Source organism: Streptomyces sp. PTL18, from assembly GCF_059510295.1.
In genome coordinates, this window is the sequence record NZ_JCAJZO010000001.1 from 168065 (window position 1) to 182082 (window position 14018).

The window sequence follows — 14018 nt, forward strand, 5'->3', positions numbered from 1 at the left end:
GGCGCATGCGCGACTTCGGGAACGCCCGTCCGGCCGCCCCGGACCCGGTGTCAGGGCGCGCCATGACGGGCGGCCTCGCCGACAGCGTCTTCGACACGGCGCGTGGGGACCCGGGGCTTCCCCTGGTGGCACGCCGTAGCGACGACGGATCCTGGACACCCCTGTCGGCGGCCGGGCTACGGGACGAAGTGGCCGATCTGGCCAGGGGACTCGTCGCCTCCGGCATCCGCCCCGGCAACCGCGTGGCCATCATGGCGCGCACCCGCTACGAGTGGACTCGCCTCAGCTGCGCGCTGTGGGCGATCGGCGCGGAGGTGGTGCCGATCTACCCGACGTCCTCGCACGAACAGGTCGAGTGGATCCTGAGCGACGCCGGCTGCGTCGCGGTGGCCGTCGAGGACGAGCAGGGCGTGATGACCGTCGGCTCGGTGTGCGGCTCACTGCCCCGGCTGCGCCACGTCTGGCAACTGGACGCCGGCGCGCTGGACGACCTCGTGCGGCGTGGGCGCCCGGTCCCGGCCACGACCGTCGACTCGCTGCGCCGGATCGTGCTGCCGGACTCGACCGCGGTCCTCGCCTACACCTCGGGCACCGGCGGACGCCCTCGCGGGTGCGCGCTCAGCCACCGCAACCTGGCGAGCCCCTGCGACACGCTGCTGGCCGGCTGGGGTCACACCGCGGCACCGCCCGGTGAGCAGCCCTCCATCCTGGTCTTCCTGCCCTTCTCGCACGTGTACGGGCTGATGTTGCAGGGGCTGTGTCTGCGCGGCGGACTGCTGATGGGCCATGAACCCGAGCTGGACGCGGAAGCCCTGGCCGCGTCGTTGCTGACGTTCCGGCCCACCTACCTGTACGCGGTGCCGTACGTCTTCGAGAAGATGTACAAGACCTTCCTCCGCACCTCCCAGCAGGCCGGCCGGGGCGCACTGTTCGAGCGGGCCGTTCGCACCGCGCAGGACTACGCGCTGGCGGCCGAGCGGCAGCGGCTGGGCACCGGGCCCGGGCCCGGCATCGACCTGAGACTGCAGCACGCCCTGTACGACAAGGCCGTGTACCGCAAGCTGCGCGCCGCGCTGGGCGGACGGGTGTGCGGGGCGGTGTCCGGGGGGTCGCCGCTCAACCGCGAACTGGCGCTCTTCTACGCGGGTATCGGCATCTTCGTCCACGACGGGTACGGACTCACCGAGACGAGTGGCGGCATCACCGCCCAGCCGATCGGGCGGGAGAAGACCGGCACCGTGGGGCGCCCGCTTCCGGGTGTGGAGGTACGGGTGGCCGAGGACGGGGAGATCCTGGTGCGCGGCCCGTCGGTGTTCCAGGGGTATGTGGGTGACGCCCACAGCACCCGTGCGGCGCTGCGCGACGGCTGGCTGGCCACGGGCGACATCGGCCACCTGGACTCCGAGGGGTATCTGTCCATCACGGGCCGCAAGAAGGACATCATCGTCACGAGCGGCGGCAAGAGCGTGGCCCCGGCGGCGCTGGAGGAGCGGCTGCGGGTGCACCCGCTCATTCACCAGGCGGTGGTCGTGGGCGACAACCGGCCCTGCGTGGGCGCCCTGATCACGCTGGACCCGGAGTTCGTCGCGCACTGGCGCGGCGTCCTGTTCACCCACGGCGACGCTCCGGGCCGGGACGCCCGGGAGGAGAACGCGCTGCGGCAGGAGATCGCGCGTGCCGTGGCCGCCGCCAACAGCACGGTTTCGCGGTCCGAGTCGATTCGGGTCTTCCGGGTCCTGCCAGAGCCGTTCGACGTCGCGAGCGGTCTGCTGACGCCGTCGATGAAGCTGCGCCGGGACGCCATAGCCCGCCGGTACGCGGTCGAGATCGACGCCATGTACCAGTCGGCGTCGCGCGTTCCACGGGAGCGGCGGACGGAGGACCTGCCCGCCTGGGACGACTCCGACGACGTGTTCCGCCGCGTGCGGTAACCCCTTCCCCGGCGCGCCGTCTTCTGGGGATGCGCGCGCACGGCGGGGCAGCGCATGCTGACTGTGGTTACCGACCCGACGGCCGGGGACGAGGGCAGAGCGATGCGAGGGAGCATCGACGACGCGGGCAGCGCACCGGGCACGCCGGCCGCCGCGTTGACGCGCGCGGTGGCGGACGCTCTGCGTGCCGTGGGCGGTCTTGCGGGCGGCGTGTACCTGCGCTCCGAATCACCGGGCGTGCTGCGCCTGGCCGTGCTCTCCGGACTGCCCGCCAAACTCTTCCGACCGTGGTCGCGGCTGCACCAGGACCGGCCGTTCCCCGTCGCGGACGCCTTCCGGCTGGGCGTGCAGGTGGTGCTCACCGACGCCACGGAGACGATGCGGCGCTATCCGCAGCTCTCCGCCGGGCTCCCCTTCCGCTTCGGCTCGGTGTACGTGCCCGTGCGGTCCGGGGTGACGACGTACGGTGTGCTGACCGTACTGCGGCCCGCGGCGCCGTATGCGACCGGGGCACTGCCCGACCGCGGCCGGCTGACCGAGATCGCGAACCGGCTGGGTCACGCCCTGGCCGCCCTGGAGAAGGGCGGGGATCCGGTGGTGTGGGACGGGCCGCCGCTGTGTGCGCGGCCCCCGGTGGCCGCCCGGCCGCAGGGCCGCATCGGGCACTTCGTGTGGAACCCGGTGGACGGGACGGTCACCGCGGACGACACCTTCCGGGGGTTGACCGCGCGCTCCGCGGCCGATGTCCTGCGGTCTCCGGAGGCGCTCGCCCGGGTGGTCTCCCCCGACGACGCGCACCTGGTGCTGTCGGCCCTGCGTGAGACGGCCGCCGGCGGCTCGCCGGCGCGGCCGCTGCGGGTGCGGGCCGAGGACGGCGGGGAGCGGCTGCTGGAGTTCTGGACGGAGGGACCCGAACACGGGCCGCACCGGGTGGGCGGTCTTGTCATCGACCCGGGTCCCGGCCCGGCGGCGGAGGGCGCCACGGACCTGCTCCCGGACGGCGTGTTCGCGTTCGACCGGCTGGGCCTGATCACCTACGTCAATCCGCGGGCCGCCGGCCTGCTGCGTCGACCGCCGGCGGATCTGGTCGGCCGGCCGCTCCTGGAGGCCGTGCCGTGGCTCGACCGGCCCGCCTACGAGGACCATCTGCGAGCGGCCCTGCTGTCGTCGGAGCCGGTGCACTTCCAGGTCGAGCGCCCCACGACCGAGCCGCACGGAGAGCGGGACAGCGACTGGCTCACGCTGTCCGTCTATCCCGGCCCCGACGTGGTGACCTGCCGGGTGGTGCCACTCGGGCACACCGCGGAGGCGGCCTCGGTGGGCGAGACGGCGGCGACGGCCGCGGGAACGCTCGGCGCGCAGGGTGCCCTGGCCCCCGTGTACCGCCCGATCGTGCTCGCGATCGCGCTCTCCGAGGCATTGACGGCCCGTCAGGTCTCCGAGGTGGTGATGCGGGAGCTGCTGCCCGCGTTCGGGGGGCGCCATCTCGCGATCTACCTGCTGCACGAGCGGCATCTGTACCTGGCCTGGGAGACCGGCTTCCCACCGAGGTTCCTCGGGCAGTTCGAAGGGGTGGGGCTGGACGCCAAGCTGCCGGGCGTCGAGACCCTCACCACGGGCCGCCCCCTGTTCTTCGAGTCGATGGAGCAGCTGGAGGCCGACTATCCGGGCATCCCGCTGGACGCCGATGTCGGCTCGCGGGCCTTTCTGCCGCTGATCGCCTCCGGTCGGCCGGTCGGCTCCTGCATCCTCGGTTTCGAGCGGCCGCGGAGCTTCAGCTCCGAGGAGCGCACGGTGCTCACCGCGCTCGCCGGGCTCATCGCGCAGGCCCTGGAGCGGGCCCGCCGCTACGACTCCGAGGCTGCCCTGGCACGGGGTCTGCAGGAGGCCCTGCTGCCGCAGCGGCTGTCCACGCATCCCCGGGTGGAGACCGCGGGCCGCTACCTGCCGGGCACGCAGGGGATGGACGTGGGCGGCGACTGGTACGACGTGGTGGAGGCCGGGGACGGTCTTGCCCTGGTCATCGGCGATGTGCAGGGGCACGGGGTGCAGGCGGCGGCCACCATGGGTCAACTGCGCAGTGCGGTGAGGGCGTTCGCGCTCGGCGACCATCCCCCGGACCAGGTGATGAGCGGGACGAACCGGTTGCTCATCGGACTCGACCCGGGTCAGTTCGCGAGCTGCTGCTACATCCGTCTCGACCCGGTGACGGGGACCGCGTGCGCCGTGCGGGCCGGGCATCCGCAGCCGTTGCTGTGCCGTCCGGACGGGCGTACGGAGGTCCTCGACCTGCCCGGTGGGGTGGTGCTCGGGGTGGATCCGGAGGCCCGGTACCCGGTGACGTGGCTGCGGCTGGAGCCGGAGGCCGTGCTGGCGCTGTACACGGACGGATTGGTCGAGCGGCCGGGGGCGGACATCGACGAGGGGATCGGCGAACTGCGCGCGGCGCTCTCGCAGGAGTGGAAGGCGTCCGGCCGACGGGCCGGGCTCACCCTGGCGGAGCTCGGGGACCGGCTCACGGACCGGGCGCGGCGCGCCGCGGACCGGCCGGACGACATCGCGCTGCTGCTGGTGGCACGACGGGGCGGGGACGAGGGTGGGTAGGGCGGGTCGGTTTCGCCCCCCGCCACCGCACCGGCCCGTCCAGGATCCGGGCCTGCTGTTGACTCCGGTGCCGTGCCGGTGCGGTGATGCTCCTTGGTACGTCGGCACACCGTGAGGCGAGGACAGTCCATCGATGGCTCTGCAGATCAGCGCGACCAATCCGGAGCACCCCGCGCTCCTGCTCGAACTGCCCTGGCAGCTCCCCCTGGAGGAGTGGCCGGAGCATCACCTCGTACCGCTGCCCCGCGGTATCTCCCGGCACGTGGTGCGCTATGCGCGCGCCGGCACGGAGGTCGTGGCCGTCAAGGAACTCGCCGAGCGGCCCGCGGTGCGGGAGTTCGAGCTGCTGCGGAACCTCGACCGGCTCGGCATCCCGGCCGTTGACCCGCTCGCCGTGGTCACCGGCCGTACCGGCAAGGACGGCGAGCCCCTGGAGCCGGTGCTGATCACCCGGCATCTGCGCGGGTCGATGCCGTACCGCTCGATGTTCGAGACGACCATGCGGCCCGCCACCATGTACCGGCTGATGGACGCGCTCGCCGTGCTGCTGGTCCGGCTGCATCTGGCGGGGTTCGCCTGGGGGGACTGCTCGCTGTCCAACACGCTGTTCCGGCGCGACGCGGGCGCCTTCGCCGCGTACCTGGTGGACGCCGAGACCGGCGACCTGCACCCCCGGCTGAGCCCCGGGCAGCGCGAGTACGACCTCGATCTGGCGCGCGTCAACATCAGCGGCGAGCTGCTCGACCTGGAGGCTTCCGGGGCACTGCACCCGTCCGTCGATCCGATCGAGTTCGGCACGGAGATCTGCGCGCGGTACTCGAGTCTGTGGGACGAGCTGACCCGCACCTCGGTGTACCCGGCGGGCAAGCACCACTACATCGACCGCCGTGTCCGACGCCTGAACGACCTCGGATTCGACGTGGCCGAGATGCAGATCTCGCACTCCTCCCACGGCGACACCGTCAGCTTCGTGCCGAAGGTCGTCGACGCCGGGCACCACCAGCGCCAACTGCTCCGGCTGACGGGGCTCGACACCGAGGAGAACCAGGCACGGCGGCTGCTGAACGACCTGGAGAGCTGGATGGCCACCCAGGACGACTACGCGCCCGGCGACCCCCTCGCCGCCCGGCCCGAGGTGCTCGCCCACCGCTGGGTGCGGGACGTGTTCCGGCCCGCCGTGCGGGCGGTGCCGCCGGAGCTTCGGAGGTCGATGGATCCGGCGGAGCTGTACCACGAGGTGCTGGAACACCGGTGGTATCTGTCGGAGCGGGCCCAGCACGACATCGGTCTGGACACCGCCGTGAAGGATTACGTGGAGAACATCCTGCACAAGGTCCACGAGACGCCGGCCGATCCTCAGGACGAAGCGCAGGACGAAGAGGCGGACGGTCCCGTTCGACCTTCGTGAGCGGCCCGCGGCCGGCGTTGCGATGATGATCCGCAGGGCCCGGCCGGGTCGTCGCCGGCCGCACGTCGACAGGCAGGAGAACCACACATGACCGCCACCCGTGGAACGTCCGTGGACATCCCCACCGAGGACGGGACCGCAGACGCGTACCTGGCTCACCCGGACGACGGCAGCCCCCACCCCGCGGTCCTGCTCTACATGGACGCCTTCGGACTGCGCCCGAACCTGAGGAAGATGGCGGACCGCCTCGCCGGGCACGGCTACACGGTCCTGGTGCCGAACGTCTTCTACCGTCACGGGCGGTCGCCCGTGGTCGAGCTCCCCGAGTTCATCGACACGGACGCCCGCCCCGAGCTGTTCCGGAAGGTCATGCCGCTCATCGGGTCGGTGACGCCCGAGCGGGTCGAGCGTGACGCCGGCTCGTATCTGGGCTGGCTCGCCGACTGCCCGCAGGCCGCCGACGGCCCGGTCGGTGTCGCGGGCTACTGCATGGGCGCCCGCCTGGCTCTGCGCACGGCCGGCACGCATCCGGAGCGCGTCGCGGCCGTGGCGGGCTTCCACGGCGGGCAGCTGGCGACGGACTCGCCGGAGAGCCCGCATCTGGTGGCCGACCGCATCACCGCCGAGGCGTACTTCGGACACGCCGACCGGGACCACTCCCTGCCGCCCGAGCAGATCGAGCGGCTGGAGAAGGCACTCACCGAGGCGGGCGTGCGGCACCGCTGCGAGGTCTACCCGGGCGCACCGCACGGCTACACCCAGGCGGACACCTCCAGCTACGACGCCGACGCGGCGGAACGGCACTGGCGGGAGCTGCTGGCCCTCTTCGACCGCGCCCTGTGAGCCGCAGCCCGTGTCACAGCCCCGGCCGGGCGACATCGCCCGGCCGCGCCCTGTGACACGGGCTCTCAGGCGGGCGGTACGACCGCCACCGGGCAGGGCGCGTGGTGCAGCAGCGCGTGCGCCACCGAGCCGATGCGGGGCCCCACCGCCCGGGCGGCACGGCGTCCCGCCACCACGAGCTGGGCGTCGCCGGCCGCGGAGAGCAGTACCTGGGCCGCGCTGCCCATCTCCACGTGCTCGGTCACCGGCACGTCGGGGTAGCGGCCCCGCCAGGGGCGCAGCGCCTCGTCGAGCGCCCTCCGCTCGAGCGGTTCAAGTCCCCCGGCCTCGTCGAGAAGCTCGAGCGAGCCGGGACTGTAGGCGAACACCGGTGGCAGGCTCCAGGCGCGTACGACGCGGAGGGTGGCGCCCCGGGCGGCGGCCGTGGCGAACGCGAAGGCGAGCGTGGGCGCACTGTCGTCCGGCCCTCCGTGCTGTCCCACCACGATGTCGCGGCCCGCCGCCTCGGCCGCGGGCCGGTCGGCGGCGCGTACCAGCACCACGGGCCGGTTGGACTCGGCGATCACCTGCCGGCCGACGGAGCCGATCAGGAACCCGACGACCGCGCCGTGCCCGCGGGACCCCAGCGCCAGCAGTTCGGCCGTGGCCGCCTCGGCGACCAGTGTCGCCACGGGCGCGCCCTGGAGCGCCTCGGCGGTCACGGTCAGCTCCGGGTGCCGCCCGGTGAGCGTGGCCCGGGCGGCGTCCACGACCTGACGGGCCCATCGGGCCCGGGCGTCCTCATCGGCCGCCAGGGCGACGTCCGGCGCCTGCCACTGCCAGGCGTGGACGATCCTGAGCGGCAGGCCCCGGCGCACGGCCTCCCGGCCCGCCCAGGCCGCCGCGGCGGTGCTCTCCGGCGATCCGTCCACTCCCACGGTGATCGGGCGGGTCATCCGCGGCCTTCCTCTCGCTGCTCCGACGAAGGTGATCCTGCCACCGACCGGCTGCTCACCGGGTTCGGAAGCGAAACCGGACCATCGAACATACGATGGGCGGGACGCGGATGAGCTCGGGGTGGGAGACCTTATGGCACAGGCTGCGGGGGCAGCTGCACGGACCGTCATCCTGACCGTGGACGACGACCCCGGAGTGTCGCGTGCCGTGGCGCGTGACCTGCGCCGCAGGTACGGCGAGTCGTACCGCGTCGTGCGCGCCGAGTCCGGTGAGAGCGGTCTGGAGACGCTGCGGGAGCTGAAGCTGCGCGGCGACCTGGTGGCCGTGATCCTGGCCGATTACCGGATGCCGCAGATGAACGGCATCGAGTTCCTGGAACAGGCCCTGGACGTCTACCCGGGCGCACGGCGGGTGCTGCTGACCGCGTACGCGGACACCAACGCGGCCATCGACGCGATCAACGTGATCGATCTGGACCACTATCTGCTCAAGCCGTGGGATCCGCCGGAGGAAAAGCTCTACCCGGTCCTGGACGATCTGCTGGAGGCGTGGCGGACTTCCGACCACCGGCCGGTCCCCGTCACGAAGGTGGTCGGGCACCGCTGGTCGGCGCGCTCGTCGGACGTGCGGGAGTTCCTCGCCCGCAACCAGGTGCCCTACCGCTGGTACTCGGTCGGGACCCCGGAGGGCCAGCGGCTGCTGGCGGCGGCCGGGCAGGACGGGGAGCGGCTGCCGCTCGTCGTCACCCCGGACGGCACGCCGCTGCTCGAGCCGGAGGACCCGGAACTGGCCGCGCACGTGGGCCTGGCGACGACGCCGACCTCGGAGTTCTACGACCTGGTCGTGATCGGCGGCGGGCCCGCCGGGCTGGGTGCGGCGGTGTACGGGGCGTCGGAGGGGCTGCGGACACTGCTCGTGGAGCGGTCCGCGACCGGCGGCCAGGCCGGGCAGAGTTCCCGGATCGAGAACTACCTCGGCTTCCCCGACGGAGTGTCGGGCGCACAGCTGACGGACCGGGCGCGCCGGCAGGCGAAGAAGTTCGGCGCGGAGATCCTCACCGCGCGCCAGGTGTCCGCCCTCGAGGTCAACGGTGCCGCGCGTATCGTGCGGTTCTCGGACGGGTCCGCGATCGGCGCGCACAGCGTCATCCTGGCGACCGGCGTGTCCTACCGGCAGCTCGAGGCGCCGGGGCTCGCCCAGTTGACGGGCTGTGGGGTGTTCTACGGTTCGGCGCTGACGGAGGCGCCGGCCTGTTCCGGGTTCGACGTGTACATCGTGGGTGGTGCCAACTCGGCGGGCCAGGCGGCGATGTACCTCTCGCGGGGCTGCAAGTCGGTCACCCTGCTGGTACGGGGCGAGTCGCTGTCGGCGTCGATGTCGCACTACCTGATCCAGCAGATCGAGGAGGCTCCGAACATCCACGTCCGCACCCGCACCGTGGTGGACGCGGCGCACGGCTCGGACCATCTGGAGAAGCTGACGCTGCGGGACGTGGCGAGTGGGCAGACCGAACTCGTCGACGCGCAGTGGCTCTTCGTGTTCATCGGGGCGGCGCCGCTGACCGACTGGCTGGAAGGGACGGTGCTGCGGGACGAGAGTGGGTTCATCCCGACCGGACCCGACATGACGAGCGACGGGCAGCCGCCGAAGGGCTGGGAGCTGGACCGGCCCCCGTACCACCTGGAGACCAACGTCCCGGGTGTGTTCGTGGCGGGCGACGCGCGCGCCGAGTCCGCGAAGCGGGTCGCCTCCGCGGTGGGCGAGGGAGCGATGGCCGTGATGCTCGTCCACCGGTATCTGGAGCAGTCATGAACCCACGACGCGGGGAGCGGCGATGAGCGGCCGGCCGATGGCGTGCGACCGGGCAGAGCTGAAGACGCTCTTCCTGTTCGAGAAGCTGGACGACGAGCAGCTGGCGCGACTGTGCCGGGAAGGGCGAGTGGAGGAGTTCGACCCCGGCCCGGTCTACACCGAGGGCGAGCCCGCCACCTGCTTCTTCGTCCTCCTCCAAGGGACGGTCGTGCTGTCGCGGCGGGTCGGCTCCGACGACGTGGAGGTCAACCGGACTTCGCAGCGCGGTGTGTACGCGGGCGCCTTCCAGGCGTATCTGGGCGACCGGGCCGCGGCTTCGTACAGCGGGTCGATGCGGGTCACCGAACCCTCGCGGTTCTTCGTCCTGCCCGCGGACACGTTCGCCTCGATCATGCGGGACTGGTTCCCGATGGCGGTGCACCTGCTGGAGGGGCTGTTCTTCGGTACCAGGAACACCCAGCAGGTCATCAACCAGCGGGAGCGGCTGCTGGCGCTCGGCTCGCTGTCCGCGGGTCTCACCCATGAACTGAACAACCCGGCCGCGGCGGCCGTGCGCGCCACCTCGGCGCTGCGCGAGCGGGTCGCCGGGATGCGGCACAAGCTGGGCGTGATCGCCGCCGGACGCTACGAGCCGGACACGCTGCTCACCCTGGTCGACATCCAGGAGCGGACGGCGGAACAGGTCGCCAAGGCCGCGCCGGTCAGCCCGCTGGAGGCGGCCGACCGGGAGGACGCGATCAGCGACTGGCTGGACGACCACGGGATCGACGGCGGCTGGCAGCTCGCGCCGACGTTCGTGCAGGCCGGCCTGGACACCGACTGGCTGGACCAGGTGGCGGCGGCCGTCGACGAGCGGACGCTGGAGGGCGCGGTCCGCTGGCTCAACTACACGGTCGAGACCGAGTTGCTGATGAACGAGATCGAGGACTCCACCACCCGGGTCTCCACACTCGTCAACGCGGCCCGGCAGTACTCCCAGCTCGACCGGGCGCCGTACCGGACGGCCGATGTGCACGAACTCCTCGACAGCACCCTGATGATGCTGTCGGGGAAGATCGGCGGACGGATCACCGTCGTCAAGGACTACGACCGGTCCCTGCCGGACATCCCCGCCTATCCCGCCGAGTTGAACCAGGTGTGGACCAACCTCATCGACAACGCGGCGTCGGCCATGAACGACGCGGGCGGGGAGGGCACGCTGACCGTGCGGACGGCCCTCGACCATGACCGGCTGCTCGTGGAGTTCCGCGACACGGGGCCGGGCGTGCCGGAGGAGATCCGCGACCGCATCTTCGATCCGTTCTTCACGACGAAGCCGGTCGGCCAGGGAACCGGGCTCGGCCTGGACATCTCCTGGCGCATCGTCGTCAACAAGCACCACGGCAGTCTGAGCGTGCGGTCCGGACCGGGCGACACGCGGTTCCAGGTGCGGCTGCCGCTCACCGCCGTGGATGCCGTGGATTCCGAGACAGGTCCGGAGGCGTCGTCATGAGCGCGGTGCAGGGCATCGACCCGAGTGTCCCGCCGAGCGGCACCGGGTGCGTGGAGTGCGATGCGGCGGGCGGATGGTGGTTCCATCTGCGACGGTGCGCGCAGTGCGGGCACGTCGGGTGCTGCGACGACTCGCCCGCGAAGCACGCGACCGCGCACTTCCATGCCACCGGGCATCCGGTGATCCGCAGTTTCGAGCCGGGTGAGGACTGGTTCTGGAACTACGAGACGTCCGAGTTGTACGAGGCCGGGCCCGAGCTGGCTCCCCCGCTCTCTCATCCCGAGGATCAGCCCGCACCGGGACCGCGGGGAAGGGTCCCGGCCGACTGGATGGAGACCCTCCGCTAGCCGAGCCGTCCCGTGCGGGGCGCCCGGTGGCGGCGCAGCGGCCCCGCGTGCAGCGGTGTGGTGTGCCAGTGGGCGGTGAACGTGCCCGTGGCCGGCGTGCCCGTGATCGTCAGGCGGTGCGGGGTCTCCAGGAACAGTACGTCGGCGATCAGGGTGTCCGGGGTCGTCCAGCCGCCGGTCGTCGCGGTCGGAAGCGGGTTCTCCTCGACGGCCCAGGTGGAGCCCGGGAGACGGAGTACCAGGCGGTCCTCGCCCTCGACCAGGGAGAGTCTCCAGGTGCCGTCCTGCGAAGCGACCTCGACCGCCGTCAGCGTCGGCTGCGCCGGGCAGTGCCCGCCCTCGGGGGTCAGGCGGACACCCGACCGGGCCGTGGGTTCGGCGTCCGCAACGGCCGGGGGCAGGGCGAGGCGGTCGAGGCGGTACCGGAGTGCCTTGTCCTCGTCGTCGCGGTCGGTGAGCGGGGCGGGGCCGAAGGCGGGCAGCAGATGGCTCCACATCGCGTCCAGCAGCCGCTGCATCTGCTCGGTCGCCGCCGTCGTGGCGATCACCGCGTCGTACTCGGGCAGGACGACACAGAACTGGCCGTACGCCCCGTCGCCCCGGTACCCGTGCCGCGCCCTCCAGAACTGGAAGCCGTATCCCTGCTCCCAGTCCGGCACGGGGTCCCCGGCTCTGAAACCGGCGGTGGCGATGTGCGGGCGCGTCGCCTCCGCGACCCAGGAGGACGGCAGCAGGCGCCTGCCCTCCCAGACGCCGTCCTGGAGGTACAGCAGGCCGAGGCGGGCGATCGCGTCCGTGGCGGCGTGCAGACCGGTGAATCCCATGTCGCGGCCGCGCGGATACTGCACCCAGGCGGCCTCCCCGACGCCGAGCGGGTCGAGGAGCCTCGGGCGCAGGTACTCGGTCAGTGACTGGCCGCACTGCCGCTGCACGATCGCGGCGAGCGTGTACGTCGCGGGCTGGTTGTAGGCGAAGACCGTGCCGGGGTCCCGGTCCGGCGGGATCAGCAGGAAGCCGCGCACGGGCTCCGCACGGTCGAGTGCCAGTGCCTCGGTCCAGGTCTCGGCGAGGTGGCCGCTCGCCATGGACGCCACGTGGCGGACCAGCATGGCGCGGCTGCGCGGGTCGGTGATGTCCGCCTCGAACTCGGGGAAGTACGAGATCACGGGCGCGTCGAGGTCGAGAAGGCCCTCGGCGGCGGCCAGCCCGGCGGCGGTCGAGGTGAAGCTCTTGCTGAGCGAGTACAGCAGGTGGGGGCGGTCGGCGGTGTACGGCGCCCACCAGCCGGAGGCGACGACACGGCCGTGGCGCAGGATCATCAGGCTGTGCGGCTCGATGTCCGGAGCGGTCTCCAGCGCGTCGAGGAACGCCTGGATGCCGAGGGCGTCGACCCCCTGTTCCGCGGGTGTGCTGAGGGGCAACGGGCGGACACTCATCGGACGGCCTCCTGCACGGTGTCGGCGGCTGGTCGGTCGGCAGCCGGCCGGGCTCCCGGTGACGGCCGCCGACCGGACGGCTGATCGCTGCATGTGCCATCCTTCCGCCTCCGCGCGGTGGGTGTCCACGGTGTCGTCGGACGGGTCTGGTCGGCCAGTTTTCGTCCCTGCCAACCGGGAACCCGCGCTTTATGGTGCGAATCGGATACACGATGATGACCGAACAGGCGGGCCCGCGGGAACTCGTCGACCATGTGGTGCGGGCCGAGGAGGCCGGGTTCGACTTCTCCGTGAGCTCCGACCACTACTTCCCGTGGCTTCGGGAGCAGGGGCACGCCCCGTACGCGTGGAGCGTGCTGGGCGCCGCTGCCCAGGCCACCTCGCACATCCCGCTGATGACGTACGTGACCTGTCCGACCGTCCGCTACCACCCGGCGGTGGTGGCCCAGAAGGCGGCGACGATGCAGTTGCTGTCGCGGGGCCGCTTCCGGCTGGGGCTCGGCGCCGGGGAGAACCTCAACGAGCACGTGGTGGGCCGGGGCTGGCCCTCGGTCGAGGTGCGGCACGAGATGCTGGAAGAGGCGATCGGCATCATCCGCGAGCTGTTCGGCGGAGGCCATGTCAGCCGCCGGGGCGATCACTTCAGCGTGGACTCGGCGCGGCTGTGGGACCTGCCGGACGAGCCGGTGCAGATCGGTGTCGCCGTCTCCGGCGAGCGGTCGTGCGCGCTCGCGGGCCGGCTCGCCGATCTGGTCATCTCCACGGAGCCGAAGCAGGAGCTGCTGACCGCGTTCGACCGGCACGGCGGCGAGGGCAAGCCGCGGGTCGGGCAGTTGCCGGTCTGCTACGACCGGGACCGGGACGCGGCGATCCAGCGGGCACACGAGCAGTTCCGCTGGTTCGGCTCCGGCTGGAAGGTCAACTCCGAGCTGCCGCATCCGGATTCGTTCGCCTCGGCCACCCAGTTCGTCACGCCCGACGACGTGGCTTCCGCCATTCCGTGCGGCGACGACCCGGCGGACTTCGTGGAGGCCGTACGGCCCTATGCCGAGGCCGGGTTCACGGAGATCGCGCTGGTGCAGATCGGCGGCGAGTCCCAGCCGGAGTACATCGACTGGTCGAGCAAGGAGCTTCTGCCGGCCCTGCGGGAGGCCCTCGGCCGAGGCCGTGACCACGGGGGCGGTCACGCGTAACGGCGCCTGCCCGGGG

Annotated in this window: 10 protein-coding genes; 8 read left to right on the plus strand and 2 right to left on the minus strand. The window is 72.4% G+C overall.

What is annotated here, in order from left to right; all coding sequences use genetic code 11:
- Nucleotides 1–5: 5 nt before the first annotated feature.
- The 4 genes from AC5WS8_RS00840 to AC5WS8_RS00855 all read left to right on the plus strand — a co-directional run bounded on the left by AC5WS8_RS00840 (nucleotide 6) and on the right by AC5WS8_RS00855 (nucleotide 6786).
- Nucleotides 6–1931 carry an AMP-dependent synthetase/ligase gene (locus AC5WS8_RS00840; RefSeq protein ID WP_496101278.1) on the plus strand — a complete coding sequence of 642 codons (1926 nt, stop codon included), beginning with the start codon at nucleotides 6–8 and terminating at the stop codon, nucleotides 1929–1931.
- A 102-nt stretch (nucleotides 1932–2033) separates the two neighbouring features.
- A complete protein-coding gene (locus tag AC5WS8_RS00845) occupies nucleotides 2034–4535 on the plus strand; it encodes a SpoIIE family protein phosphatase (RefSeq protein ID WP_496101909.1) in 2502 nt (833 codons plus the stop codon).
- Between the two features lie 133 nt (nucleotides 4536–4668).
- A complete protein-coding gene (locus AC5WS8_RS00850) occupies nucleotides 4669–5943 on the plus strand; it encodes a DUF4032 domain-containing protein (protein WP_496101279.1) in 1275 nt (424 codons plus the stop codon).
- Between the two features lie 87 nt (nucleotides 5944–6030).
- Nucleotides 6031–6786 (plus strand): dienelactone hydrolase family protein, encoded by a 756-nt coding sequence (locus tag AC5WS8_RS00855; protein ID WP_496101280.1) that lies wholly within the window; start codon nucleotides 6031–6033, stop codon nucleotides 6784–6786.
- Between the two features lie 65 nt (nucleotides 6787–6851).
- On the opposite strand, the gene AC5WS8_RS00860 is transcribed toward AC5WS8_RS00855, so the two are convergent.
- Nucleotides 6852–7721, minus strand: a complete 870-nt coding sequence (locus AC5WS8_RS00860) for a universal stress protein (protein ID WP_496101281.1) — start codon at nucleotides 7719–7721, stop codon at nucleotides 6852–6854.
- A 133-nt stretch (nucleotides 7722–7854) separates the two neighbouring features.
- Here AC5WS8_RS00860 and AC5WS8_RS00865 point away from each other — a divergent pair, with 133 nt between their 5' ends.
- The 3 genes from AC5WS8_RS00865 to AC5WS8_RS00875 are packed head-to-tail and all read left to right on the plus strand — an operon-like array spanning nucleotide 7855 to nucleotide 11373.
- Nucleotides 7855–9534: an NAD(P)/FAD-dependent oxidoreductase gene (locus AC5WS8_RS00865; protein WP_496101282.1), complete on the plus strand. Its 1680-nt coding sequence runs from the start codon at nucleotides 7855–7857 to the stop codon at nucleotides 9532–9534.
- A gap of 22 nt (nucleotides 9535–9556) precedes the next feature.
- On the plus strand, nucleotides 9557–11026 hold the full coding sequence (locus tag AC5WS8_RS00870) for an ATP-binding protein (RefSeq protein WP_496101283.1): 1470 nt from the start codon (nucleotides 9557–9559) through the stop codon (nucleotides 11024–11026).
- The gene (locus AC5WS8_RS00875) at nucleotides 11023–11373 is read left to right on the plus strand and encodes a UBP-type zinc finger domain-containing protein (RefSeq protein ID WP_496101284.1); all 351 of its coding nucleotides are present in this window, start codon (nucleotides 11023–11025) and stop codon (nucleotides 11371–11373) included. The genes AC5WS8_RS00870 and AC5WS8_RS00875 overlap by 4 nt, the downstream gene beginning before the upstream one ends.
- Here the strand turns inward: AC5WS8_RS00875 and AC5WS8_RS00880 are convergent.
- Nucleotides 11370–12809: a serine hydrolase domain-containing protein gene (locus tag AC5WS8_RS00880; protein ID WP_496101285.1), complete on the minus strand. Its 1440-nt coding sequence runs from the start codon at nucleotides 12807–12809 to the stop codon at nucleotides 11370–11372. The two genes, AC5WS8_RS00875 and AC5WS8_RS00880, sit on opposite strands and share 4 nt — an antisense overlap.
- Nucleotides 12810–13000: 191 nt before the next feature.
- Here AC5WS8_RS00880 and AC5WS8_RS00885 point away from each other — a divergent pair, with 191 nt between their 5' ends.
- Nucleotides 13001–14002 carry an LLM class F420-dependent oxidoreductase gene (locus AC5WS8_RS00885; protein ID WP_496101286.1) on the plus strand — a complete coding sequence of 334 codons (1002 nt, stop codon included), beginning with the start codon at nucleotides 13001–13003 and terminating at the stop codon, nucleotides 14000–14002.
- Nucleotides 14003–14018: the final 16 nt, after the last annotated feature.